At 62.1% G+C, this 23,582-nt stretch carries 21 protein-coding genes, 1 tRNA gene and 1 pseudogene; 11 read left to right on the top strand and 12 right to left on the bottom strand.

The features are described 5' to 3' along the window. Nucleotides 1-1,288: pseudogene (locus ACE3SN_RS02270) on the top strand (hypothetical protein); the annotation flags it as partial. Here ACE3SN_RS02270 and ACE3SN_RS02275 read toward each other — a convergent pair. Then, nucleotides 1,248-2,750, bottom strand: a complete 1,503-nt coding sequence (locus ACE3SN_RS02275) for a DUF2779 domain-containing protein (protein ID WP_374527121.1) — start codon at nucleotides 2,748-2,750, stop codon at nucleotides 1,248-1,250. The pseudogene ACE3SN_RS02270 and the gene ACE3SN_RS02275 sit on opposite strands and share 41 nt — an antisense overlap. Further along, nucleotides 2,747-2,971: a hypothetical protein gene (locus ACE3SN_RS02280; RefSeq protein ID WP_374527122.1), complete on the bottom strand. Its 225-nt coding sequence runs from the start codon at nucleotides 2,969-2,971 to the stop codon at nucleotides 2,747-2,749. Before ACE3SN_RS02280 ends, ACE3SN_RS02275 begins: the two co-directional genes overlap by 4 nt. Nucleotides 2,972-3,196: 225 nt before the next feature. Here ACE3SN_RS02280 and ACE3SN_RS02285 point away from each other — a divergent pair, with 225 nt between their 5' ends. The 6 genes from ACE3SN_RS02285 (at nucleotide 3,197) to ACE3SN_RS02310 (ending at nucleotide 9,057) form a co-directional block, all read left to right on the top strand. Then, nucleotides 3,197-3,421 (top strand): DUF3489 domain-containing protein, encoded by a 225-nt coding sequence (locus tag ACE3SN_RS02285; protein WP_374527123.1) that lies wholly within the window; start codon nucleotides 3,197-3,199, stop codon nucleotides 3,419-3,421. After that, on the top strand, nucleotides 3,418-3,834 hold the full coding sequence (locus ACE3SN_RS02290) for a DUF2924 domain-containing protein (RefSeq protein WP_374527124.1): 417 nt from the start codon (nucleotides 3,418-3,420) through the stop codon (nucleotides 3,832-3,834). The genes ACE3SN_RS02285 and ACE3SN_RS02290 overlap by 4 nt, the downstream gene beginning before the upstream one ends. After that, nucleotides 3,831-5,447 (top strand): recombinase family protein, encoded by a 1,617-nt coding sequence (locus tag ACE3SN_RS02295; protein ID WP_374527125.1) that lies wholly within the window; start codon nucleotides 3,831-3,833, stop codon nucleotides 5,445-5,447. The genes ACE3SN_RS02290 and ACE3SN_RS02295 overlap by 4 nt, the downstream gene beginning before the upstream one ends. 358 nt (nucleotides 5,448-5,805) lie before the next feature. Beyond that, nucleotides 5,806-7,122, top strand: a complete 1,317-nt coding sequence (locus tag ACE3SN_RS02300; protein WP_374527126.1) for a hypothetical protein — start codon at nucleotides 5,806-5,808, stop codon at nucleotides 7,120-7,122. Between the two features lie 31 nt (nucleotides 7,123-7,153). After that, nucleotides 7,154-8,080 (top strand): hypothetical protein, encoded by a 927-nt coding sequence (locus tag ACE3SN_RS02305; protein ID WP_374527127.1) that lies wholly within the window; start codon nucleotides 7,154-7,156, stop codon nucleotides 8,078-8,080. After that, on the top strand, nucleotides 8,077-9,057 hold the full coding sequence (locus ACE3SN_RS02310; protein ID WP_374527128.1) for a hypothetical protein: 981 nt from the start codon (nucleotides 8,077-8,079) through the stop codon (nucleotides 9,055-9,057). The genes ACE3SN_RS02305 and ACE3SN_RS02310 overlap by 4 nt, the downstream gene beginning before the upstream one ends. Before the next feature lie 165 nt (nucleotides 9,058-9,222). On the opposite strand, the gene ACE3SN_RS02315 is transcribed toward ACE3SN_RS02310, so the two are convergent. The 6 genes from ACE3SN_RS02315 to ACE3SN_RS02340 form a co-directional block, all read right to left on the bottom strand. Beyond that, nucleotides 9,223-10,392 carry a restriction endonuclease gene (locus tag ACE3SN_RS02315; protein ID WP_374527129.1) on the bottom strand — a complete coding sequence of 390 codons (1,170 nt, stop codon included), beginning with the start codon at nucleotides 10,390-10,392 and terminating at the stop codon, nucleotides 9,223-9,225. A 347-nt stretch (nucleotides 10,393-10,739) separates the two neighbouring features. Then, the gene (locus tag ACE3SN_RS02320; protein WP_374527130.1) at nucleotides 10,740-12,236 is read right to left on the bottom strand and encodes a hypothetical protein; all 1,497 of its coding nucleotides are present in this window, start codon (nucleotides 12,234-12,236) and stop codon (nucleotides 10,740-10,742) included. Next, entirely contained in the window at nucleotides 12,208-13,254 is a 1,047-nt protein-coding gene (locus tag ACE3SN_RS02325; RefSeq protein ID WP_374527131.1) for a hypothetical protein, read from the bottom strand. Before ACE3SN_RS02325 ends, ACE3SN_RS02320 begins: the two co-directional genes overlap by 29 nt. Before the next feature lie 282 nt (nucleotides 13,255-13,536). Then, entirely contained in the window at nucleotides 13,537-14,292 is a 756-nt protein-coding gene (locus ACE3SN_RS02330; RefSeq protein ID WP_374527132.1) for a hypothetical protein, read from the bottom strand. Nucleotides 14,293-14,511: 219 nt separating this feature from the next. Continuing rightward, the gene (locus tag ACE3SN_RS02335) at nucleotides 14,512-15,489 is read right to left on the bottom strand and encodes a hypothetical protein (RefSeq protein WP_374527133.1); all 978 of its coding nucleotides are present in this window, start codon (nucleotides 15,487-15,489) and stop codon (nucleotides 14,512-14,514) included. Between the two features lie 187 nt (nucleotides 15,490-15,676). Further along, nucleotides 15,677-16,465 carry a hypothetical protein gene (locus tag ACE3SN_RS02340; protein ID WP_374527134.1) on the bottom strand — a complete coding sequence of 263 codons (789 nt, stop codon included), beginning with the start codon at nucleotides 16,463-16,465 and terminating at the stop codon, nucleotides 15,677-15,679. 51 nt (nucleotides 16,466-16,516) lie between these two features. On the opposite strand from ACE3SN_RS02340, the gene ACE3SN_RS02345 reads away from it, so the two are divergent. Continuing rightward, nucleotides 16,517-17,158, top strand: coding sequence for a hypothetical protein (locus tag ACE3SN_RS02345; protein ID WP_374527135.1), 642 nt, complete (start codon nucleotides 16,517-16,519; stop codon nucleotides 17,156-17,158). A 206-nt stretch (nucleotides 17,159-17,364) separates the two neighbouring features. On the opposite strand, the gene ACE3SN_RS02350 is transcribed toward ACE3SN_RS02345, so the two are convergent. Next, nucleotides 17,365-17,775, bottom strand: coding sequence for a hypothetical protein (locus tag ACE3SN_RS02350; RefSeq protein ID WP_374527136.1), 411 nt, complete (start codon nucleotides 17,773-17,775; stop codon nucleotides 17,365-17,367). A gap of 198 nt (nucleotides 17,776-17,973) precedes the next feature. Here ACE3SN_RS02350 and ACE3SN_RS02355 point away from each other — a divergent pair, with 198 nt between their 5' ends. Further along, the gene (locus tag ACE3SN_RS02355; protein ID WP_374527137.1) at nucleotides 17,974-18,135 is read left to right on the top strand and encodes a hypothetical protein; all 162 of its coding nucleotides are present in this window, start codon (nucleotides 17,974-17,976) and stop codon (nucleotides 18,133-18,135) included. 773 nt (nucleotides 18,136-18,908) lie between these two features. On the opposite strand, the gene ACE3SN_RS02360 is transcribed toward ACE3SN_RS02355, so the two are convergent. From ACE3SN_RS02360 to ACE3SN_RS02370, 3 genes are all read right to left on the bottom strand, one after another. Continuing rightward, nucleotides 18,909-20,087 (bottom strand): hypothetical protein, encoded by a 1,179-nt coding sequence (locus ACE3SN_RS02360; protein WP_374527138.1) that lies wholly within the window; start codon nucleotides 20,085-20,087, stop codon nucleotides 18,909-18,911. A 249-nt stretch (nucleotides 20,088-20,336) separates the two neighbouring features. Then, nucleotides 20,337-20,410: transfer RNA gene (locus ACE3SN_RS02365), tRNA-Cys, on the bottom strand. Between the two features lie 91 nt (nucleotides 20,411-20,501). Further along, nucleotides 20,502-21,902, bottom strand: coding sequence for an RNB domain-containing ribonuclease (locus ACE3SN_RS02370; RefSeq protein WP_374527139.1), 1,401 nt, complete (start codon nucleotides 21,900-21,902; stop codon nucleotides 20,502-20,504). 155 nt (nucleotides 21,903-22,057) lie between these two features. On the opposite strand from ACE3SN_RS02370, the gene ACE3SN_RS02375 reads away from it, so the two are divergent. Further along, a complete protein-coding gene (locus ACE3SN_RS02375; RefSeq protein ID WP_374527140.1) occupies nucleotides 22,058-23,170 on the top strand; it encodes an S-(hydroxymethyl)glutathione dehydrogenase/class III alcohol dehydrogenase in 1,113 nt (370 codons plus the stop codon). Between the two features lie 24 nt (nucleotides 23,171-23,194). Continuing rightward, nucleotides 23,195-23,575, top strand: a complete 381-nt coding sequence (locus ACE3SN_RS02380) for a VOC family protein (protein ID WP_374527141.1) — start codon at nucleotides 23,195-23,197, stop codon at nucleotides 23,573-23,575. The last annotated feature ends 7 nt before the right edge of the window (nucleotides 23,576-23,582 follow it).

The following is a 23,582-nucleotide window of genomic DNA, read 5'->3' on the forward strand; positions in this document are numbered from 1 at the left end:
CTTCGTGTTTGAAGCAAGCATTGGCTCGCTTCCCTCGAACAGACGGAAAGTTCGTTCCATGACCCTTGTATTGCTGAATGATGATAATGATACCGGAGCGGGCGGCGCCGCAGTGGTGACGCGGGTGCCAGAAGGCCGCGCCGGCCGCGAACAAGTGTTACGCGATCTGATCTTTGCCCATCCAGAAATCCTTCCCTTGGCTGAGCTCGAGCCGGAGATCGGCCAGGTCCTCCCGGTTGCAATCGAAGTCAATCTGCCAGGCGCCGGGTTCATCGACGTCTTGCTGGTCAGCGAACATGGCCGACTTATCGTGGTTGAGTGCAAGCTGTGGCGTAACCCGCAAGCCCGGCGCGAGGTGGTGGGACAAGTCCTCGACTATGCCAGGGAACTGGCCCGGTACGGATATGAGGATCTCCAGCGCGTTGTCTCGGCGCGGACCGGGCGGCGCGGAAATGTCCTCCACGATCTGGCAGCGGCCGCAGGCAGCATGCTGGGCGAAGCGCAGTTTGTTGACCGGGTCAGCCGGGACTTAGCCGCCGGGCGCTTCCTGCTGGTGATTGCGGGCGATGGAATTACCGAAGGCGCACAACGGATCGGTGAGTACCTCTCGGCGCAGGCCGGCCTCGCGTTCGACCTCGCAATGGTCGAGATTGCTGAATATCGCTTCACGGACCCACTGACCAGCACCGAGCGGCGGATCGTTCAGCCCAGACTGCTTGCCCGGACCGCAACCATCGACCGGTTCGTGATCCGCAGCGACATACCTGGAATTGTGGTGGAGAGTGAGGTCGATGGGGGGGATAGTTCTCCGTCCGGGCGGGCATCACGCTCGCCAAGCGGACCATCGGCAAGCCAGGTTACCTGGCGTGCTTTCGTTGATGCATTCGTCAATGAAGTGAGCTTCGATGATCCGGCACAGATGCCGCCGCGCTACGGCGGCAATAACTGGATGCGGCTGCCTTTGCCGGGGCCCGCCTATGTCACCCTCTATCGCTCTGCTCCAGGCGCCAACATGGGAGCATTCCTGCGCTTCAGCGACGCGGAAGGCCGGGCAGTCCATGATAGCTTGATCGAGCAGCAGGATGCTATTGCGGCCGAGTTTATCGCAGCGGGACTTCCCGCTCCCGAATGGAGTGAGGATAGCGGCCGGCCGATGTTGGCCATCACTGCGCCAGCACCGCTCCCATGGGATGCCAATGCCGAGGCGGCGCAGCGCCAATGGCTGGCGCGCGCCGCCAACCAGTTCGTCAACAGCCTGCGCCCCCGGTTGGTTCGCCTCGACCAGTGAGCGCATCGAGCACCGCGATCATCGCTTCGGTATCGCGCTTGCAATAGCCAAGCAGCGCATCGCGTAGCAGTTCGGCCCTCTCGGGCGTGGTCGCGGGGTCGATTGCCTCAAGGTAGCCAGCCTGCGCGTCGGTTCCGGATTTGACTTCGGCCAGGTCATCGTACCCGATCGCCCCGAGCGTTGGCAGCACAGCCTTGATCGACCAACTGCCCCGCATATCGCGGTGGTAATAGTGGCGGCGCACCACCGGGAGCAGATCGACGAGGCGCGCCGCGAGGCTTTCGAGCGCGGGGGCGAGATCGGGGAAGGCTGCGGCAAGGTCTAGCAAGCGCCCACGCTCAAACGACATGCTCCAGGCGATCACCGCGCCTTGCGCGGGCAGCCGGGTCAGCGCCTCGGCGCAGTGTCGGCGCGGATCGCTTCCATCAATCGACAGAAACTCCGCGTGGGTCAGCGAGCCGTCCTCTTCCCGGATATGCGCGGAAAACTGGAACGGGATCTGAGCGTAGGGCTTCGTTCCGATCCAGCGCGGCACGGCGAACTGGATCGCTTCAAAATCCAGAAAGGTGTGCGGATAAGCCCAGGCTGAGGTTTCCTGCCGGATGGCTTCACGCTCGAGGTATGGCGTCCCGGTAAGCGTCGCCGAGTGAACCCGTGCGAGCGTTGCCCCTGTTATGGCGCCTTCGGGCACCTCGCTAAGGCATGCCAAACCTTGCTCCAGCAGCGCTCTTGCGACGTTCTTGCCCGCGGCGCCGGGGAGCAGGGTGACTGGCCAGCGCGGCGGAGGCGGCAGATGCCGGCCGCAATAGGCCTGGAACGAGCAAGTGAACGGCTCGCTGCAGTGGCCGCCAGGCTCACGGATCGGCTCAGCTCCATCCAGCACTGCGCGAGCCTCGGCGACCAGTTCGCCGCGGCTTTCTGCCAAGGGTTCAACTAAGGCCATGACTTCGCTGTCGCGGAAGAGGCCCGCGTAGTCGCCTTCGCGCTGCAGCGTGAATGCGGTATCGATATGGCGCACCGCCGCGGAGCGAACATCGACGCCCGCCCCGCGCATGACCCAGAGCTGCGTGGCAATGTCGCCAAGATGGTAGGCCTTGACCCCGGTGGTGTTCTTGACTTCGGCCAGGTGCCAGCCGCCACCACGCGGCTCCATGATATCGGCGCGAATGAGGACGCCTTCATGCGCAAAAGTTGCTTCGAACAGCGGGCGCTTGCTTCCAGACGCCAGCAGCCTGGCGGTAACTTCTGCGGCTGCCGCGAAGCCGTGATCAGCATCTATCATCACGCCGTCCGGGTGCTGTCGGCAGGCGGCTGCGCCAACTTCATGGCCTGCGGCAAACGCAGAGCGCATGCCGGCGTCTTCCTGAGCAAGTTCCGGCCGCCAGACCGACAACCACAGCCGCTTCGGACATTGTTCGAACATGGCGATGCGGGTCTTGGATAGACCGAGGCGGCGGGTCACGGGGCCGTCCTTGCCATCGTTACTGCAACGATCGCATCCGCGATGGTCATAAGGTCCTGACCGCAATCGTAGAGCTCGCCAGCGAGCGCTTGTAGTGCTTGCTGGCCCTGCTCGCGGCTTTCGCCCGTTCCTGCAATTCGGACGGATCCTTCAAGCCGCCTGCCAGCCATGGCGAACAGGCGGTGCGGGATTTGCGCAAGGTCCTCGTCGTCCAGGATCATGGGAGCCAGCAAGCCCGGTTTGCACGGCAAAGTCCAGATGCAACTTCAGGAAACTTGGCCCACCCCGAACTTTGCATTCGACTTCTCCGGCGCACCAAGCATTGGTCATCGCCGTGACCAGCAGCCAGCGCAGCGCGCCTGCTGCCAGCCCCGACCTAGCCAAGGTGCGGGGCTTTGGGTGGTGGGACGGCATCGGGCCGTTCCCATTGCAAGGAGATGCCCCCCATGACCGATATCCGCAAGCCGCGCGAGCATACCAAGCTCGATCGCCTGCTGGCCCTGCTCCAGACCGGTAGCGGCGCCAGCCTCGAGGACATGACCGAAGCGACCGGCTGGCAGCCCCACACCGTGCGCGCCAGCCTGACCGGGCTCAAGAGGCGTGGTTATGAGATCAAGCGCGGGATCGAAGGTAACACCACCATCTGGTCAATCGCCGGAGCTCCCAAGTGAGGAAGGCCAAGGCCAGGGTTCGTGACGACGTTGCCGCGCTCGCGGCGATGTCCCTCGCCGAGCTCCGAACCGAGTGGGAGCGGCGCTACGGCGCTGCTCCCCGCCACCGCTCGGCCGACCTGCTTCGCCGGGTGCTCGCCTGGCGGATTCAGGCTGATATCCATGGTGGGTTCGATGCGCCAACCCGGCGCCTCTTGGAGAATGGACCCAATCCTGTCAGGCCGAGTGCTGCGCCCGGCGAGCGTTTGGCCCGCGAATGGGAAGGAAGGCGCTATGAGGTGATAGTGCTCGAAGATGGGGTGCTGTTCGAACAGCGCAAATTTCGCAGCCTCTCCGAGGTCGCGCGCCATATTACCGGGATGCGCTGGAACGGACCGCGGTTCTTTGGGCTCCGGCAGGCGAACGCGCGATGACGAAAGAGAAGACCCGCTTTCGCTGCGCGATCTACACCCGCAAGTCCACCGAGGAAGGTCTCGACCAGGCCTTCAACACCCTCGACGCCCAGCGTGCGGCATGCGAGGCCTACATCGCGAGCCAGGCTGGCGAAGGCTGGGAATGCCTGCCTGAACATTATGACGATGGAGGCTGGTCAGGCGGCAACATGGAGCGCCCCGCCCTCAAGACCCTGATGGAAGAAATCAAGCGCGGCCGGATCGACATTGTCGTGGTCTACAAGGTCGACAGACTGACCCGCAGCTTGATGGATTTTGCTCGGATCGTCGAGACCTTCGACAAGCATGAAACCTCCTTTGTCAGCGTGACACAGGCGTTCAACACCACGAACTCCATGGGGCGCCTGACCCTCAACGTCCTGCTCTCATTTGCCCAATTCGAGCGCGAGGTCACCGCCGAGCGGATTCGCGACAAGATCGCCGCATCCAAGGCCCGCGGGATCTGGATGGGCGGAAACATCCCCTTGGGATACGATCTGGGCGAGCGAATCCTGCTCCCGAACCCGGTCGAAGCCGAGCAGGTCCGGCACATGTTCACGCGTTATCTTGAACTGGGGTCGCTCTCGGCATTGGCCCAGGAACTGGAACGCGACGGTATTCGCTCGAAGCAATGGACTTCGCGGGCGGGGCTCGCGAAGGGCGGGCAGCGTTTCCACCTTGGCGGCATTGCCCACATCCTCAAGAACCGAATCTACCTCGGCGAAGTCGTTCACAAGGGCAAAAGCCACAAAGGTGACCACGAGGCGATCGTGCCCGCCAAACTGTTCAAGGCGGTGCAGGAAAAGCTCGCTGCCAACACCCATGCGAGGGTTGTCCGTAAGACCCGGGCGGCCGGGTGTCCGCTGCAGGGCAAGGTGTTCGATGCCCAAGGCCTGCCGATGCGTCCGACGTTCGGACATGGACGTGGGTGCAAGATCTATCGCTACTATGTCAGCGAGACGCTGCTCCCCCAGGGCAAGGCCGCAGGTAGCGGCAACAAGGGTGGCTCACGCGCCTCGGCGACGCATATCGAGCGGGTGATTGGAACCGCGCTGAGCGCAATGCTGCCTTCGTCCGCCATCGCGGAAGACCTGTTCGAACCAGTAGATCGCGCCGTTTGGAGCGAGCACAGGGTAGTGCTCACGCTCGATTTGAATACCTTGCCGGAAGATCGGCATTCGCGCCGCTCCATGCTGGACCGTGCCAGGGAGATTGATCCGGAGGCGGCGATCGATGGTCACCACATGGTGCTGGCCGTTAACGCCAAGCCCGTTCGAAGGGGGCGTTCAGTGCAGCCGCCAAAACCGCAGAACGGTGCTGCCGATGCTGCTGTCGTCGCCGAATTGATCCAATTGGCGCATCGCGAGCTGGCCAGCCTCAATGCCTCGCCACTGGAGCCAGAGCTGCACGGCGAGATGCGCGCGCCTGACACCGCTTGGGTGCGGCAGCGGTTTCCGGTCGCGCTCCTCGCACCCGATATCCAGAAGACGCTCCTCCGCGGGAAAGTACCAACAGGGCTCGACGAGAGCCGCTTGCTTGCAGGCGATCTGCCGCTGGACTGGGAAGAGCAGCGACGAGTCTTGGGGTTCGAATGACCGGGATTAGGGACCTTGGCGACTGTCCGGAATTAGACTGGCAATTGCGGTAAGCGGACATTCGCCCGGTTAAGCGACATCGCCAAATCCCCCCTACGATTCGAAAAGAATAGCATGTCCGTTCGCCTAGCCGGCAATGATAGTTCATGAGCACGCGGCCAAACCGAGGACGCAATTTGATCCATATTTGGAATAATGCGACGATACCCCCACAGCTATAGGCACCATTGATGCTCAGCCTCATCTGCAAGCAAGTCGTGCTGAATAGCGGCTGACGTAGGAGGATAGATTCTAGGATTAAAATCTGAGTTAGACTTTGACCAGAGCTCAAGCCACACGGGAAACTGTGGAGGAGCAGATGGCGACGCTGATCATGACAGATGAAGTCTGGGAAACGGATGTCACGGTCGCTTTGACCACTCACACGCGACATCACCATGTCCCGAGTCCTGTGTCGCCGACGTTTGCCGCGCCAGCTCCCGCTGCCAGGCTGACATTCGGACCCGTCGCACTCGCCGCTGCCGTCGCACGAACCGCGACGACCCGTCCTGGCCGACCGCGCCTCCTCAGCGGACTTCAGCGTAGCGCTCTTGCCCAACTCGAATGTCTCGTATCGAACAATACCGCCTTCGAGTTGACCGAAGATTTTAGCGATCTTGCCGATACCGAACGCACGCTGATCGCAGCACGTTGCGGCGCGGGCATCACCGACCTTTACATGAATGCATTGGGCTATGTCTGGCGGGCGAATGCCGCCTGCCTCTCGGACGCGCTCGATCCGCATGCGGATTTTCTCTACGATGGCGGCAACGCGTCGGGCCTCGGCGTTGTCCTCGCCGAGGCACACGGATCGTTCGCGGCTTCGGCGACCGGCAAGTCGGTTGCCGCCGCAGCACGGCGAAAATACGCCCGGCAGGTCAAACCCCATGTCGACACCCCCTCGCCGTTCGGACACGTCATCCATGGCTATTCGATCGCATTCGGGTCGCAGCCGGGTTCGGTCGGCGCCTTCCTCAGCGTCGCGGAAACGCGAATCCCTAAGGCGAAGAAGCCGCCGGTTTCTCCTCCATCCAAAACCGCCGGCCCGGCTGGCAGACGCCCGGATGACGGCGGGCCGATCGAACTCTTCGCCCACCGGTCTAACTTCCTGCTTATGGGCGCGGGCAAGGTCGTGGACTGGATCGACTGGCTGATCGGCGCCGCAGAGGTCCCCGAAGACCTGGCGCCCGCGCGCTTCCTGCGGTTCCGCTATGGGGGACTGACCTTCCTCGGCGTGGAGGTGTCGATCTGGCCTTCCTGGCTGCGGCACCTGTTCGGGGATATTTATTGGGAAGACCCGACATTCTGGCGGCCCAGTATTCGCCGCGAAGTTCTTCGACGATACCTGGGCGGGGACTATGGCTGGTTCGTCATCGAAGAGAAGGCAGGCCTAAGTTTTCTGGACGGGCTGACAGGCATGATCCGAGCAGGGGACACCCGACGGGTTCCACTCGAGCTCCCCACGCTTGAGCCGATAGGCTTCGACCTCGAAGGCGGCAGAGAATTACGGCGCACGATCGAGCGCCCCGGCTATGACTTTGCGCTGTTCCGGGACGGTCTAGCGCTGTTGCGTCATCCGTTTCGGCCGGGACCGATCGACATCGTGACCTGGTCGCCGAAAGAGGGGCTCGGGTAGATTGGCTGAGAGGCCGCAAGGGAGAAGATTGATGAGCACGGTTTCGCAGTTCTTTCAGCCGCCGCTCTACTGGCAGCAGTTCGAGGAGCTCGCGGCAGGTATGCTGCGTGAGGTTTACGACATCGCCAACGCCCAGCAATATGGCCGTCCCGGCCAGGCGCAGGACGGCGTCGACGTCTATGGCAAGTCGCGGCGCTACGGAATGATCGGCATCCAGTGCAAGCGGCTCGCTGACCTGGACGAGAACGGCAATCCATATCCAGGTGGTCCGGTCAACCGGAAGTTCCTGCGCGACGCTGCGGATGAATCGCTGGCTTTCTCGCCGTCGCTATCGCTCTGGATTCTCGCGACGACCGCTCGGCGAGACACCAAGGTTCAGGGTTTTGTCGAGGAGCTCAACAAGGATTGGGCCGCGGCGGGGCACGACCGAACGGCGATGGTCTGGTCCTGGGACGAGTGCATCTCCTACCTCAACAGCTTCCCGCCTCTCCAGCAATGGTACTATCGCGACGTCATTCAGGTGCGCAACGCGCGCGACCTCGATGAGATGATTCTCCAGGTCATCGCGACCGCCTTTCACCGTCCGGCCTTCGAGGTTCCGCTCCACTGCGAAACGACCGACGAGTTTCTAGCGGCGCTAAGCGATACGCAGCGCGCGCTGCGCACCGGCGAACTGCTCGACCGGCAATCCCGGCACGTCATCCGCAAATCGATCGGCGGCTGGCGCGAGATCCGCAATTCAGGCTGGCGCGATGCGATGGGCGAAGTCGACAAGCGGCTCCGCGAGTTCAGGAGCCGGCTAACTCAGGGCCTTAATGAAGGCCAGATTCGTCGAGTCTACAACTTCCTCGACTTCCGCGATCACCGACTCGCGCACGAACTGGACGACATGCGACGCGGCTGCGTCCGCGAGGTGAATCACGTCCTGCGGGCGGCCGGCATCCACCCGATCCCATGACCGATACACCCCCCGATATCGAACGCCTGATCCAGGAGGTTCTTGCCGAGGCGGGTTATGACGCCGATGCCGCAGACGTTGCGCGTCGCGTCCGCAAACTCAACCATGGCCTCCCCGCCGAGGACGAGTTCGCCGCGATCTGCGCCTGGCTCGGGCGGACGCGGCTTCTGCACAAGCTCGACCAGCACCAGATACCGGCCCGATCGCGATTTGAGTTCCAAGTTCCAGACATCCTCGCGGTTTTCGAGGCGGGAGGGCCGTTTCTGATCGAGGTGAAGCGCTGCAACGATCGCACGCTGTCTCTCAAGTCCGATTATTATGCGCGCCTCCTGAGCTACGCGGACAAGATGGGGCTGCCGCTGCTTATCGCATGGAAGCACCATTCGCTGTGGACGCTGGTGGACGTCCGCCATTTCGCGCTCGCCAAGAAGAACTTCAACCTCGCTCACGGCGAGGCGATGCGGCAGAATCTTCTCGGCATCCTCGCCGGCGATGTCGCCTTCAAACTGGCGCAAGGGTCTGGCCTGCATTTAGACATAGCTAAGGAGGAGTTGATCGAAACTCGCCCGACCGAAGATGGCTATGAAGAGACGTGGCAGATGCGCGTGACCGGCGTGCATTTCACCATCAAGGATGGCGAGCTCCGAACCGACCTTCACCCCGAAACCACCCAGCTCTTCGCCACATGGGACCTCGAATCTTCGGAAACCCATTCGCCCACCCGTATCCGTCAAAGCTTCACGGTGGGAGCCGAGGGCATCGAATTTGCGCACCGCGCGCTTGTCGCACTGCTTGCCTGGGAAAAGCCCGTCGATGAGCCAACCAACTGGCGGACGCAGTTGCGGGCGCCTGAGATCACTCGCAGCATCGCCCATTTCGACGCAGCCCTTCAACGCGGAATGACCGAGGGGGTCGTCCACCTCATCCTTCGCCAGAACCCCGTGACGATCCCTGATTTCATCAAGGAAGAAAGCTAAGCGTTCTCGCTCCGCCGTGACGCTATCGCATCCAGTCCGGCTTCGGCACCTGGCGGAGGTCTTCCAGCCTTGCCCCCCGCACGCGCTCCAGATCGATCCAGCCCACGTCCTCATCGAATGGCGGAGACTCGTCGGGCTCGAACCAGGCCCACGGCCGGCTTCGGCTTAGCGAAGCTTGGCTTCCGCGATGAGCGCCGGCCTCGACGCAAGCACGCGTTCGAGGTGGCTTTCCGGCCACATCTCGATATTGGGCCGGATACCGGTCTGATTGTGCTGCTCGATCCAGGCGACCGCGTCCGAGGTGAAGCGGCCGCTAGTGGTGATGATCAGAACATCGACGGGCGGGTTCGGCCAGAGCGCCATCTGGTCGCGCGCTCCGGACGCATCGGTCAGAGTGACGCTTTTGCTCAGCCAGTGTTTGCATTGGATTACCACGCGCTGACGGCGGGTGCCCGACAGTCCATCCACTGTCACGCGGGTGACGGAGAGATCGCGCCCGCGGTCCGCAGCGCGAGTGCGCATCAACCACTCAGGATTCTCGTATCCCAGCTCGTTGCTGATCAGGGAGAAGATCAGGCGTTCGAAGCCGTCGTCGTTGAGGTTCGACCAGGCAAGCTCGGTCGTGACTGAGCCGCCCGGACGGGCCGCGACGAGGACACCTAGGTCATCGACCTCGACGGGTAGCGGCTCGTTTTCGCCGTAGAGGTCTTTGCGCAGCCCTTTCTTGACTGACGGCCAATCCATCGTGTCGATGTCGTCCAAGTCGCCGAGTTCGGCAAACTTGATATGCCGCAGCATATCGCCCCAACGCGGCGGCTTGGGGACGCTCGACCCAAGCAAAACCTCGATTTCCCGGACGTGACCAAGAAGCACCGCCCAGTCCTCGGTCGGCGGCGGCGCTAGAGGCTCGGAGCTTTCTGCAAAGGCCTTGAGACCGCGGACATCCTCATCGATCGTATCGATCAGGCTGACCAGGGCGTCCCGGATCAAGGCGCGCCGCTTCTGGTTCAGTCGGAAGCGATATTCGCGCAGCTCGCGCCCGGGCTTCGCCAGCTCGGCTTCAACCGAGGCTGAAATGTGCGGCTCGCCCAGTTCCATCGCATCGAGCCGATTCTGGGCGACCTCGTCGAGAGTCATCGGTTGGGTGTCGGGGCGCCAGCCATCGATGGCCGGGAGGGCGCGGAGAATCTCGGCATAGGAGCGGGCGCGGTCCTCGTGCTCGTCCGACCCGCCGAACTGGATCGAGGTGGGCGTCAGCTCCTCGAGCTCCTTCCAGAGCCGTTCGAGTTTCACCAGATTGGCCTCGGTCGCCTCGAACTTTTCGAGGGCGGCCATGATCGGACTCTGGTGGCTTTGCGTCGGCATGGCGCAGACCTACACACAACCACCCTCTGACGCACGACAATCCGGCTGGGCGGCAAGCGGCCAGCGACCGCTCAGTCAGCCAGATCGAAATCTGCGGGCTTGCCGTTCCAAGCCGAGTAGAGGCTGCGGCCATCCCAGTAGTAAACCTCGCCCCATTGGTCGATGTTGCGTGTCGCGCGCCAGAGCCGTGATCCCCTTGGCGCTCGACAGGTCGCCGGTCGCCGATGGGGTCAGATGGGCGATGGCGCACAAACGCTTTTCCCGATGTGCTTTCTCGTTCCATCATCACAACATTTCGCGCTGAATAGCTTGCCGGATCAATTCTGCCCCTTGGCGCCATCTGTCGCTGCGCCTGATCCGGACGGCGCAGTGGAGGTAACCGGTGATGCTGAGGGCGGCACGGCGGACTTAGTGTGAGACGCGGGCGAGGCGGTCGCTCCCTCGGTGACGGCATCCAAGGTCGCAGCCGCCGCGGGCGAAGGCGTGCCATCGGACTTCTTGACGGGCACGGGCGGCGCAGCCGCGATGAAATAGACGGCGACCAAGAGAAGCACTGTCATCACGGCTCCGACAATCGCCGTCGTCCAGAACGCGCGCTCGGCCCGTTCTGCGGGCAGAGTCACCATCATCTTGTATTCGTCGTCGCCGAGGAAACGATAAAGCCTAGTCCGCCAGTCACTTCGCAGGCCGCGCTGGATGTCGATGTAGTGTGCTCCGCTGGCGACAACGGCGCCAACATAGATCGCCAAAACCACGCCGATAAGGATCGCCGCCGGGCCGATGAAAACACCGTTCGCCGGCAGCGTTAGCCGCGCAACAATAAGTCCGATGTTGCCAAACACCGCGCCGACGACCGCCGTGCCCAGCGACCGAGTCGTTTCCGACAGCTTGGCGGCGTCGTCGGACACCGTTTTGCGCAGGTCGCCGAGTGCCTTCAGGGTGTCCTTGCTCTGCTGGGTGACCCCGAAATTGTAGGCGATCCGGGCGCCTTCGAGCGCGGCCGGCAAGGTGGCGGCGAGATCGCGCAAGATGCCGTCGCGCAGCGATGTCCGCGCCACTTCGGCCGCGACGAGGCCGTGGCGATTGTCGAGTTCGCGACTGTTTTCGTACACCCAGCCTGTCGCAGCCTGAAGCGCCGCAAATGAGGCTTGATCAATGTCCCCGTGCGTGGGGGAAAAGCGTGTCGGCGGCGGGCCGCGAAACAGCAGCCTTCCGTCGGGCTCGATCTCCTGTGCCAACGACGCGAGCAGCCGCTTCGCCGCGCGCTCTTTCCATGGTGCCATGGCTGGGGCCTCGGCACTGGCATCGGCCGCTCGCAGCAGCCATCGGCCAAGCTGCTCGCCGGGGCCGCCCGGCCCAAGAACCCTTACGACCCGGGCAGGATTTGCCGGCGCATCGAGCGCAACGAACGGCTCTTCGCTTGCCCAGGGCGCGTATCGCACCGACCAGGTTTCGAGGGGGGCCTGCAAGCCGTGAACCCAGACCACCGGGGTCGAGGTAGGGCGGTCGAGTAGCGCCCCGAAGCCTGATTTGGTGAGGACGGCATCGACGCCGTCGGGCAGCGGCATGCGCACGGCAGTGACCCGCACGCCCTCGCCGCTGCCGGCCAGCAGGTTGCGCGGTATCTCTCCGCCAGCGTCGCCAGCTGCGACGTCGTGCCAGCCATCGGCTTCGAGCAGGTTGACGATAGACTCGGCTTCGATCCCGTTGAGCTGATTGACCGCCAGGGTTGCGCGCGATTCGGTGACGACGACCCGCCCCGCGTCGACCAGCGCGTTGAGCGCGTCAGCGAGTGCGATCTGGGAGGGTGCCATCTTCGATCAGCCGGCTTGGTCGGATCGTGAAAACGACGCCGTCGGGAGTGTCCTGACGGATCACGGTGTTGCCTAGCTCTTCGGCGGGGAACTCGAGCCGGACTTCTTCGGCAGTCCTGACGACGCGCCGGGGTTGGACCTGCAGCGTCCGGCGGTTGGGACGAAACTCGACATCCTGCAAATTTTGCTTTCGCAGCCGCCGGCGGGTGGCAGTCTCAAGGCGCGCTCGCACCGTCTCGTCGTCAGGGCGATCGGCGGCATGGAACACCGCGTCGACAACGTCGTCGTTCGTGACCGTCGCACGCCCCTGTAGCGCGACTTTGGCGCGCGCGACTGCCCCGCCCACATCGCCGCGCGGGAGATCCTGTTTCACGTCTTCGAGCGCGCCGCGCAGGGCCTCGTTGAGCTTTGCGGACAATTCGTCGTTCGAGCGCGATCGCGCGACGCCGAGATAGCGCTCGAAATAATCGGTGAGATCCGGCGCTTCCTTCATCCGATCCGAAGCAGATACGACAGCCTCCGCCACTCCGCCTCGCAGCCGGACCAGGCAGAATTTCTGAATGGCGCGCCGTTCCTTGACGAAGGCCTGAACGATCGCCCGCAACACGCTGCGCCCATCAGCCTCAGCCAGTTCCACTGCTTCGCGGTAGTCGTACTTGATCATCGCATAGAGCCGCGTTCCGTCGATATCGGATCGCAACTCTATCACGAAGAATGCGCCGGCGATGCTCTGTCTGACGTGCAACTCCCAGAAGCGCCGCGCCAGCACCTGTCCACCCGCTTCAAACGCGACTTCATCGCGCGCCATTGACTCCAGGATGGCCTTGACCGGCGAGTCCTCTGCGAAGGTATGGACACCGTCGCCAGCTTCAGAAACGATTCGGGCGCGGAAGAACCCCTCTTGCTGCACCTCAATTTCCGGCTGTGGAACAAAATCGGCGTCACGCTGCCCCACGACATGAATAATCATGCGTGCCACGCGAAGACTGTCCAGCTCCTCGTCGAATAAAAAGCTCAAAGCATGCCCCCCACCTACCTCATACAATGATCGGTCACACGGTCTTTGGCAATGCGAGATACATCCACCAGTACGCTCCGCGGCCTTCGCGGTATCAGTAGGCTCACATGAACAAAAGGCAGCTATCTGGTATCCGATTTGGAACGCTGAACGTCGGCTATGTCAGCGATTCGCCGCCTCGCAGGACCCTACTCTTCGACCGGCTTCGCAGGCGCTGCAACGGATCGAATGTCTTCTATCACCGATAGTCGGCTTAAGAGCGGTAAGTAGCCAACCGGCGTCTTATTCGGGTTCAGCTGTGAGGATTACGAACTCATCGGGCCGTCCCGCCTTCAGCAAAAGGTCACCCTTCACCCTGTAACGTCCGGCGGGAAGGCTTGTCGCATTGGAGAACCGCAAATCGACAGGCGCCGAATATCGATACCCGTCAGGACGGAAATGCAGTTCGCCATCGAACGTCCCAATCCAGCCAGTTAGGTTACCCTTCTCCATCTCGGTCGAAAGTCGCCGCATTTCCGGCGATGGCAAGCGCGCGTGGTGGGGTGCTTCGGCCACTAATTTAGCGTCGTCGGTATACGGAAATTCAAGTGCCCGGACTTGCTTGGCTCCTTCGATATCCATGATGACGACATTCTGGTGAACCGTCACCACCTGTATCTGCGTGACAGTCGTTTGTTCGATTATATCGGCAGCCGATTTTGCCAAAGGTGTCGGCTTTCCCGAACTTGTTGCGAAGATGAGGGCACTTACCACAGCACCAACAAGGGCGGCTCCTGCCGCAGTTGTGCCAACCGGCGCCTTTTCAAATTCTTTCTTAGCGTTTTTCGCGAACCTAGATCTCGCTACGGCCTTGAGCAATACATTGAGGCTGCCATCTCGCAGTCCTACGACCTGCAGCTCAGCACCTTGGCCTCGGGCTACTGTCGCAGCGCGCTGCAGAAAACGCCCTAGGTCGGTTGCTGTCACGCCATTATTGCTGTCAAAATGAAAAGCAAACTCATCTGCCGCGAGTTCCAACCCTGACGCCGTTGTAGTCACTCTATTCCCCATTGACTTCAACGAAGGGCAATATCTGACCACGGCAAGAAGTAAATGCTCGTCGAGGCACCTTTGGTAATCACCATGAGGAACGACCGAAATGTCGCCAGAGCCAGCGCTCACTTCCTCGCACCGCTCCTATGTACGGGGGGCAGATTTCAAGTATTTTTCTTGAGCAATCGAACGGCCGCTATGGCGGCGGTCACTAACACAGCTCGGTCAGCGTGTCAGATGTCGCCCCCAACCCACCGAAGCTGCGATGCGAGCAGCGAGCCTTTCTCGCAACTCATTGGGTGTCGACCAGGTAATGTGATTGAATTGGCGGGTGTCGAAATGGACCTCGCCGATCTGATCGGCCCGCACGCACCATATTACGGGAATGCCAAGCCCCTGTGCAAACCCCGCTTCGTAATAAACACCGCCGCGAGGGATTGCGACCGCACCGCCTTGGCCGGTCATCATCCCACAGGTGAAGTCTGCCACGACGAAGCGCGAGCGGCGGATTTCCGCTAGGATCTCATCGTCGATCTTGTTGTTATGCTCCTTGCGATCGATGCGCATTGCGCGATACCCAGCGTCGCTCAGTGCAGGTTCGATACCGCTATTGTAGGCATCGGCAATCGAATCATCGAACCACATTGCGACAAAGCCCTGATCGGTATTCACAGCCCCCGATGCCAGCTGATCAAGCCGCTCATAGGCGCGGGGAGCGAGCCGCGGCATTCCTTCGGCGGAATCGCTTTTGAGGATGGCCGCGTCGATTAAAGTCTGCCGAAACGCATAGAATTCATTGTCAGTCGCCGCTTCAATCCACAGCATCGTACGGTGGCGGGCCTTAACCGTTTCAGGCGTTTCGACTCCCCCACGCCACGGTAATAGATCGCCAGGCCGGAACTTATCCGCCTCGAGCATCAGTAGGAACCGGTCGACCTTCTCTGTGAATCCCAAGCTTCGCCGTGCGCGTATCGTTGCCATGTCACGGGGCTGAGTGACCGGAACATCACCAAATCGATTATGGTCAAGAATCCAGCTGGTGAGCTTGGCTTTCTCACGATCGCTCCAATCCTTCAAAAACCCCGTAAGACCCGGCGAGGTCGCGAAGCGCCCGGCGCGATCGCTGCTATACTGAGTCAGCAGCGATCCGATCTGCGTGCTGTATGCGGGCTGTCCCCAGATCGGATCGATATCGTTGGTCATAGCTACCCCTAAAGCTGGTCATGTACGCAGAGCAATCGCGTAGACTGGCCAGCACCGTTCGCCGGACGTGCGGTTCACCCGCCTTGACGAACGGGACTAAGCGCAGGGCATCCGGTTTCATCTTAACAAATGGCCGCTGCTTTCGATATCAGTACCGCGCGGGCTGAATGACCACAATGGCGGCACTTCAGGTTTTCGGTGCGATGATCACGCGAACCTTTAGTTTGCCTCCATGACTTTCCAAGTCGCGTTCGATGCCGACGGGGTTCCCAATGCGTCCCTCCGGATCGTAGACGAAGCAGACGAGGATCTTGCATTCAGGATGCATCTCGTACCTCGCGCGATCGATTATGAGCTCCTCACCGAGCTTCTTCGCCGTCATCGATGCGCGGGTCTTCTTGACTTCGATGACGATCTGCTCGGCCTTGAGCAGGAAATCGACGCGCGAAGCAGCGCCAGCGTAGCTTGGGGTCCACTCTTCCTCCCGGATGTCGTCGAAATGAAGGCGTAGGATCGCGAGAAGCAGGTCCTGCGTGTCGTATTCGTCCTCGATCGTGATCGTGGTCCGGCCGGCACGGCGCGACTGCAGCTGCCGGGCTGCGGCATGGAAGCGTAGGCACAGTTTCTCGATGAGGCTCAGCCGATCTGGCTCCAGTTCCGCCGTGTCTTCGTCGCCTCCGTACTCCTCGATCTCGTCGATCATCGAACTTAAGACTGCCTCGGCATGCTCGAGTCCTCGCAAGAAGGCCTCGTGCCACTCGGCGTCCATCGTCGAGGACGTCCAGACGGAAAGCGAGAAGCTGACGGCTTGGAAATCGGTGAGATTGCGGCTCTGAGTTCCGAAGATCCGCTCGATCGCGATCTCAGTGTCGCGGTACCACTTGGTGAACTGGGGGGAACTGCTGCTCCCTGACCTCAGGGACTTTGCGGCTTCGCGTTGACGGGTCAATTTGTCGACCGACTGTTGCTTTTTCATTCACGCTAGCTGCCACATGCTGGTTCGATTCACCAAGGGGCATGATCCACGATGTTGCGGACACGCCGCTGCTGCGATAGCTTCGCCGTGATGCGAAGCGGCGCTAACCTTTTCCAGTTTGAGATCGAACCGGCACTGCGGGATCTTGCGGGCGGTGCCGAAAGCAGGCCTGGGGCGAAGGCGCTAGCCCTGCCGTTTCTGACCGTCCACGTCCATCCGAGCGCGAAGGAGCGCGATGTAGCCGCCGAGATCGTTCTACGCCTAGGCGACAAGAGGGTCCTGAACGCGCAAGAGTGCTGCGACGGATGCATCGACTCCGCGCTGTCCTCGTTGCAGGAAATCCGTGTGCGCTTGGTTGATGCGCGCGTTGCGCTGGCCAGCGAGCGAGGGGCCTTGTCCGGACTTGTCGAACTCATGCTTACGGCGATCCGTCAGTTCTTGACCTTCGAGCAGCGGCTTCCAAGAAACAATGCCCCTCGGCAACCAGGTGACGAATTCTATCGCGATAACGAGGTCCGACAGACCTACTTCGATACCCTGGAACAGCTGCGCGGCCACTTGAGCCGGTGTTTGGGCGCGGCGGCCGCAATGGCAGGAATGAACCTTCCATCCGACGGCCTGATCGCAGCCTACGCCGGCCCCTGGCCGTCGGAAGCCTACGTACCCGTCGATCCGGCCTCGCTGGTGCCGTGAGAGAGATCTTCCTCACTCGCGCTGCGCAACTCCAAAGCCAAGGAACTGGCGCGGTAACCCTTTTGCATGCAGTGCGGCGTCCACATGAACAGCCGACCGCTTTCAGGCAAGCAAAGCGAGCAGTCGAACGGTAGCTATGTCGGCGCCTAACGTCCTCGCTTGCACAACTTGCATTTCAGTTCCATGCCGTTCCCACACGAAATATTCTAAGGCGTCTTTGGCTGCAAAAGGGCCTTAGCCATCCTTTCGTAGCCAGCGGGCATTAAGTCTCCCAGATATTTGTATGTGGCGAAGGGCTTTTGTGGCGTGGGCGCCGTCTGATGCGATGAATCGCTGATCGCCCGCATGGCGGCGGTCTGATCATCCGTCGTCTTGAAAATAAAGTGATAGGCGGTTCCTGCGACCGTCTTTCTGCCGATTTTGGTTTTTGATGGGGAGCTCATAACCGACCAATCGCCTGTGACTGCTGTCGCCACGGTTTTCAAAAGGACCGAGCGCACCGGGGCAGGCTTCTTTCCCTCCGGGTCAAGAGGCTTTAACTTCAACAGTGAGCGGATCCCAACACCGTGACCCGTTTTGTACGTGTCGACGAACTTGTTCCAATCAATTTGTGCCATGAGTTAGCTCATCCTTCCGGCTGCCCGTTCTTGCAGACAATCAAGCTGAAATCTACGACAGCTTTCGACAGGTGGGCTAAAGGTCGCGAACGGCAACTGCGTCAGCGCCAACAGTCTTCGAGTGGCTACTGGAGAGGACAATCATGATGCTCAGCTGGGCATTTGCAAACGGTTGCCCTGTGCTGCATAGGCCATCCCATGAGCGTAGACCTGACCTCACTCATCCACGCGGTTGTACAGCGCGCGCCAAAGTGGCTTCGGCAGGATCTGGCCTCGAAGGATGAAGCTGTACGCAGCCGTGCAGAGGAAACCATGGCTGCAATGCTTGCGGACGCTTTAGCCAAAACTGGTGAAGCCTGAGTCGCTACTGATCGGCGTGCATGTCGGTCACCGAGTTGCTTGCCGGTCGTCATGTTGAGCGCAGATGTGTTGTCGGCCAGAGCGCCCAACGCTCCGTTATGGTCAAGATCACCCGGCAGTCGATACCACCCAATCCCGCAAGCCTGGCAATAGCCGTGAGCCGTGTGCTGGATTGCAGGCCGAACAATGCCAGTAGTTCTCAGTCGCACACAGCTTGGTGAACCCAGGCCAGCTGGCGGGATACCCAAATGAAACGCAAATGGCGGCTACTTCAACGATTCCAGGCAAGCCTGAAATCCAATTCCGTCGCTGCTTAATTGGCCCCAGAGACTTTGGGGCACTCGGGGCCATATTTGCCGCAAGAAGCCACAGCCAGAGACCGCAGAGACAGCCCGTTCATTGGCTGAATCCCGCAGAACTGCGTCACCTTAGGCGGGCTGCCAAATTGACTGGTTTTGTCGGAAACGGTTGGAGGCACGCTCACGAAACGAACCAGCATATATGGATTTGTTATTTCGTAACATTTACTGATACTTAAATGACAGTCTCCGATGCAGATCCAGCGCGGCAGGGCCCAAAACCAGCAAGGAAAAATCACCCGCTTGACCGCAATCCCGCACCGCGGGACATCGCCAGCACCTGGGGCAATTCTCGATGAAAAACCCAGGTCCGATCTCAGTGGCGCTCTACAGTGTGCTGTCCAAAGCTGAAAACGACGAATTTGTGAGCGATGTAGGGCAGTCGCCGGCGCAGCGCAGCCTTCTTCTGGCACGTCATAGTTCACCTCCCATTGTGAGCGCCGACCAGTCCGGGAAGCGGCCGAGCGCAAGGATCGCGCTCAGTATGCGCGCGATCAACGCGTCCGCGCTGGCCAGATCAACCTTGGACTTCGAACTTAGCGATCCGGTGTGCACGGCGCTCGACCGCGCATCGTACAGGTCGCGCATTTTTTCGAACACCGCCGCACGTTCGACCGGGTCGGAGCCGACAAGCCACGCCGCTCGATTGCTGATCTTGTAACGAATTTCGGTGTTGGATTTGCGATGGTCGTGCATCAGCGCAATCTCTGCTGCCATGCCGAGCTCGAGCGCCTTGTCGACTTCCGACACTGCGAGCCGGGCACGACCAAGCCGGTCGATCGCGCGGGCGAGGCTGTCGAATTCGCGGAACTCACCGAGCTGCGCAAAGGCCTTGCCCACTTCGCTCGACAGCACCGGAAATGAGACCAGCGGATGCGCTTGGAACGGTTGCCCAGCGCTATTGCCCTCGCCTGCCACCAGGCAAGCGTCGCGCTTCGGCTCGAGTATCGATAGGGGCAGTTCAACGGCGCCGCCGCTAACCAGAAGACACGCTAGGCGAACCCGGCGGCGCGTAGCCTCGCGGTCCGCCCAGACTGGACTGGTCACGCTGGCATCGGCTTCGATATTTCGTTCGGTTTGCTCGCGGTACGCCGGAACGACGGTGTAGGATTGACGCAGAATCGCAGTGCCGGTTGGCAGCCCTAGGCGCTGAAACGGGTTCGCCTGCAGCAATCGCGCGAACAATCCTTCGCGTTCCGGCTCGATTGACAGCCCCTCAGCAAGAGGGCAATCGGCATCAATCTGCACCCCAAACAATGGCGAGACCTCGGTATAGCGGCCAATATTTTCTGCTGCCTCCGCCTCGAAAATCGAGAGGATCTCTTTCGGCCTAACGCCTGAGACCAGCCGGTCGATCGCCCAGCTGCCGAACCTAGCTTGTGTAACCGCCCCTCCGCCATCACCGGTGAAGATCCAGACTTGCCGATAGCGATCGAAAGGGGGGCCATTTGCGAGAGCGGCATCAATTTCTCGTTCATTGCCCTGGCGCCAGAACATGTAATGCCGACCACGGTGGTGCTCTGCCATCTCGGCGGCCGCCTTTTCGAGCACCGCAATCACATGCTCGCGCGTGCCTCTTTGCTGCATCGTCATTGCCTGAAGCCTTCCCGGTCACCGTCTGGCACGGGCAGCTCTACTAGGTTGTCCGGGCGGAAAATTCAAAACCGTCGCTGCTCTTTCGCGTGCAGAGACTCTGGGGCAAACAGGCACGATTTGCGGCTAGACCAGTGCTCTCTTCCCGGTCTCTGATGTCGGCTTACGCGGCCAACATTCCGCTGAAACCCGCCATTCAGGCCTCCCCTTCAGAGTAGCTAAGTGCTTGTTTTTAAAGGGATATATGACTGGAGGCCCGAGCCGGAATCGAACCGGCGTAAACGGATTTGCAGTCCGGTGCGTAACCACTCCGCCATCGGGCCTCACCCTGCGGGCAAGCCCGCAAGAAGCGCGCCACTAGCTTAGGCTTGACGCGGGCGCAAGGCGGTTCGTGCGCCCAAGCCCGGACGATGTTCAGGCGATGCGTTCGAAAGTCACCATGCGGCGCGCCGGATCGGCGGCGACGAGGCGCACGCGGATCTGGGTGCCCGGCGGCGCGCGGTGCGCCTGGGTGCGCGCGACGACGGGCAGTTCGCACAGCTGGAAACGTGCGCCGGTTTCACCGACGTCGGTGACGACGGCGGCAAAATCCTCGCCCTCGCGCCCGGCCAGGATCGCAGCTTCAGCGAGGTCGACCACCGCGCGTTCAACCTGGGCGGAACGCGCGCCCGCCTTGCTCATCACCGAGGGGAGCCGCTGGAAGGCCTCGCTGACTTCATCTGGCACTCGCGCGCCATTCGCCACGGCCAGAGCCGCGCGCACGACATAGCGATCCGCCAGGCGGCGCAGCGGCGCGGTGGCGTGGCAATAGGTTGCCGCCATCGCTGCGTGCCAGGGCACTTCGCCCGCCCGGTAGGGGACATAGCTTGCCCCTTCGCCCGCGCGGCGCACGGCAAGCATGAAGGCGGCATCGCGCGGACGGGCGGGATCGAGTGTGCGTTCAAACTGTTCAAGGCTCGCTTGTGCCGGCCAGGCCAGGCCAAACGCCCGAGCGGTATGGCGCAGCCGCCCAACGGCAAATTCGTCCGGCCCGGCCATGACCCGGAACAGCCCGGTCCCGGCCTTGTACAGCGCATCGGCCACGGCCAGGTTTGTCGCCAGCGAAAGCGCCGCGTTGGCTGTCTCCGACGGCAACATGGGGCGAGAGCGCAGCACAAAGTGGCCGTCGGCGCCGTCGCCGCCCGCCTCATGCTCGACTTCCTGCTCTGGCGGATCGACACGCGCCGCGCCGCGCCGGTCTTCGGCGGCCGCGATCCGGCGGGCCAGTTCTTCGAAGTCCGCGGGCAGGTCAGCGGCCGTAACGCTTTCATAGGCAAGCTTGGCGCGGCTGCGGATCAGCGCGCGCTGGGCCCCGTCGAGACAGACCGAGCCGTCGGGCGCGACGCGGGTGGTGAAGATCACCGCCGGACGCGGACCATCGGGCAGCAGGCTGGCCGCGCCTTCGGCCAGTACCGGGGGATAAAGCCCGGCCTTGGCATCGGGCAGGTAAGTCGTCTCGCCCCGCACCCAGGCCTCGCGATTGAGCGCGCCGCCCTCGTCGACGAACCAGGCGACATCGGCGATCGCATAATGCAGCAACAGGTCCGCCCCCGACCGCTCGATAGAAAAGGCCTGGTCGAGATCGGTCGAGCTGGCCGGATCGAGCGTGACAAAGGGCATCGCGGTGCGATCGGCATGAGCGCCGGGCGCGCGCCGCGCCGACTCTTGTGCTGCTGCGAGCGTTTCGGCGGGAAACCCTTCGGGCACGCGGAACTGGGCGCGGATCTCTGCCAGACCCTGCGCCAGCAACCGATCGGGATCGTGCAAGGCTTTCATGGTCTTGGGCTAACGCGCCTGCTCACGCTTGCCAAGCTCTGCCGCGCGCGTATTCAAGGGCTTCCGAGGCGGGAAACGCATTGACGCGCCGCCGATCCATTTAGTAAGCACCGCTTACAAAATCTCGGCTGAAGCCGGAGAGGAGCACGATTGCCATGAAGACCCGCGCCGCCGTTGCGTTTGCGCCCAAGCAGCCGCTTGAAATCGTCGAAGTCGATCTTGAGGGCCCCAAGGCGGGCGAAGTCCTGGTCGAGATCATGGCGACCGGCATCTGCCACACCGACGCCTACACGCTCGACGGGTTCGATTCGGAAGGCATCTTCCCCTCGATCCTCGGTCACGAAGGCGCCGGCATCGTGCGCGAAGTGGGTTCGGGCGTAACCAGCGTGAAGCCGGGCGATCACGTGATCCCGCTCTACACGCCCGAATGCCGCCAGTGCAAATCGTGCCTCTCGGGCAAGACCAACCTGTGCACCGCGATCCGCGCGACGCAAGGCCAGGGCCTGATGCCCGATGGCACCAGCCGGTTCAGCTACAAGGGCCAGACCATCTTCCACTACATGGGCTGCTCGACCTTTTCGAACTTCACGGTCCTGCCTGAAATCGCGGTCGCCAAGATCCGCGAGGACGCCCCCTTCAAGACCAGCTGTTACATCGGCTGCGGCGTGACCACGGGCGTTGGCGCGGTGGTCAACACCGCCAAGGTCCAGGTGGGTGACAACGTGGTGGTGTTCGGCCTCGGCGGGATCGGCCTCAACGTGATCCAGGGCGCGCGGCTGGCCGGCGCGAACAAGATCATCGGCGTCGACATCAACCCCGACCGCGAGGAATGGGGCCGCCGCTTCGGCATGACCGACTTCCTCAACACGCGTGGCATGAGCCGCGAGGACATCGTCGCCAAGATCGTCCTGATGACCGACGGCGGCGCGGACTACACCTTCGATGCCACCGGCAACACCGAAGTGATGCGCACCGCGCTCGAAGCCTGCCATCGCGGCTGGGGCACCTCGATCATCATCGGGGTCGCCGAAGCGGGCAAGGAAATCGCCACCCGTCCGTTCCAGCTGGTGACCGGCCGCAACTGGCGCGGCACGGCGTTCGGCGGGGCCAAGGGCCGCACCGACGTGCCAAAGATCGTCGACATGTACATGAACGGCAAGATCGAGATCGACCCGATGATCACCCACGTGATGGGTCTGGAAGAGATCAACACCGCTTTCGACCTGATGCACGCGGGCAAGTCGATCCGCAGCGTCGTGGTGTTCTGAAGTTTCCAACGGGAGAGAATTTCAATGTTTACCCATATCTGCATTTCCGCGCAGGATCTGGCCGCGTCGAAGAAGTTCTATGACGCCGCACTGGGCGCGCTGGGCGTTGCCAGCGTCGGCCAGATCAACGACCGCACCTGCCTCTACGCCACCGAAACCGGCAAGCTGCTGGTGATGACCCCGGCCGATGGCAACACCGCGACCTTCGCCAACGGCGGCACGATCGGCTTTGAAGCCAAGGACGCCGCCACTGTCGACGCATTCCACGCGGCGGGCGTCGCGGCTGGCGGCACCGACGAAGGTGCGCCGGGGCCGCGTCCGAACGCTCCGGGCAATGCCTATGGCGCCTACCTGCGCGATCCGGTCGGCAACAAGATCTGCGCCTTCTGCCAGCTGCCCGGCTAAGGACGCA

It is taken from the genome of Novosphingobium sp., from assembly GCF_041915465.1.
GTDB lineage: Bacteria > Pseudomonadota > Alphaproteobacteria > Sphingomonadales > Sphingomonadaceae > Novosphingobium.

Coding starts and splice junctions, on each gene's coding strand:
- ACE3SN_RS02280 (WP_374527122.1), bottom strand. CDS start 2,971: ATGATCCTGGACGACGAGGACCTTGCGCAAATCCCGCACCGCCTGTTC.
- ACE3SN_RS02285 (WP_374527123.1), top strand. CDS start 3,197: ATGACCGATATCCGCAAGCCGCGCGAGCATACCAAGCTCGATCGCCTG.
- ACE3SN_RS02295 (WP_374527125.1), top strand. CDS start 3,831: ATGACGAAAGAGAAGACCCGCTTTCGCTGCGCGATCTACACCCGCAAG.
- ACE3SN_RS02300 (WP_374527126.1), top strand. CDS start 5,806: ATGGCGACGCTGATCATGACAGATGAAGTCTGGGAAACGGATGTCACG.
- ACE3SN_RS02305 (WP_374527127.1), top strand. CDS start 7,154: ATGAGCACGGTTTCGCAGTTCTTTCAGCCGCCGCTCTACTGGCAGCAG.
- ACE3SN_RS02310 (WP_374527128.1), top strand. CDS start 8,077: ATGACCGATACACCCCCCGATATCGAACGCCTGATCCAGGAGGTTCTT.
- ACE3SN_RS02315 (WP_374527129.1), bottom strand. CDS start 10,392: ATGGCCGCCCTCGAAAAGTTCGAGGCGACCGAGGCCAATCTGGTGAAA.
- ACE3SN_RS02320 (WP_374527130.1), bottom strand. CDS start 12,236: ATGGCACCCTCCCAGATCGCACTCGCTGACGCGCTCAACGCGCTGGTC.
- ACE3SN_RS02335 (WP_374527133.1), bottom strand. CDS start 15,489: ATGACCAACGATATCGATCCGATCTGGGGACAGCCCGCATACAGCACG.
- ACE3SN_RS02340 (WP_374527134.1), bottom strand. CDS start 16,465: ATGAAAAAGCAACAGTCGGTCGACAAATTGACCCGTCAACGCGAAGCC.
- ACE3SN_RS02345 (WP_374527135.1), top strand. CDS start 16,517: ATGTTGCGGACACGCCGCTGCTGCGATAGCTTCGCCGTGATGCGAAGC.
- ACE3SN_RS02350 (WP_374527136.1), bottom strand. CDS start 17,775: ATGGCACAAATTGATTGGAACAAGTTCGTCGACACGTACAAAACGGGT.
- ACE3SN_RS02355 (WP_374527137.1), top strand. CDS start 17,974: ATGAGCGTAGACCTGACCTCACTCATCCACGCGGTTGTACAGCGCGCG.
- ACE3SN_RS02360 (WP_374527138.1), bottom strand. CDS start 20,087: ATGACGATGCAGCAAAGAGGCACGCGCGAGCATGTGATTGCGGTGCTC.
- ACE3SN_RS02370 (WP_374527139.1), bottom strand. CDS start 21,902: ATGAAAGCCTTGCACGATCCCGATCGGTTGCTGGCGCAGGGTCTGGCA.
- ACE3SN_RS02375 (WP_374527140.1), top strand. CDS start 22,058: ATGAAGACCCGCGCCGCCGTTGCGTTTGCGCCCAAGCAGCCGCTTGAA.
- ACE3SN_RS02380 (WP_374527141.1), top strand. CDS start 23,195: ATGTTTACCCATATCTGCATTTCCGCGCAGGATCTGGCCGCGTCGAAG.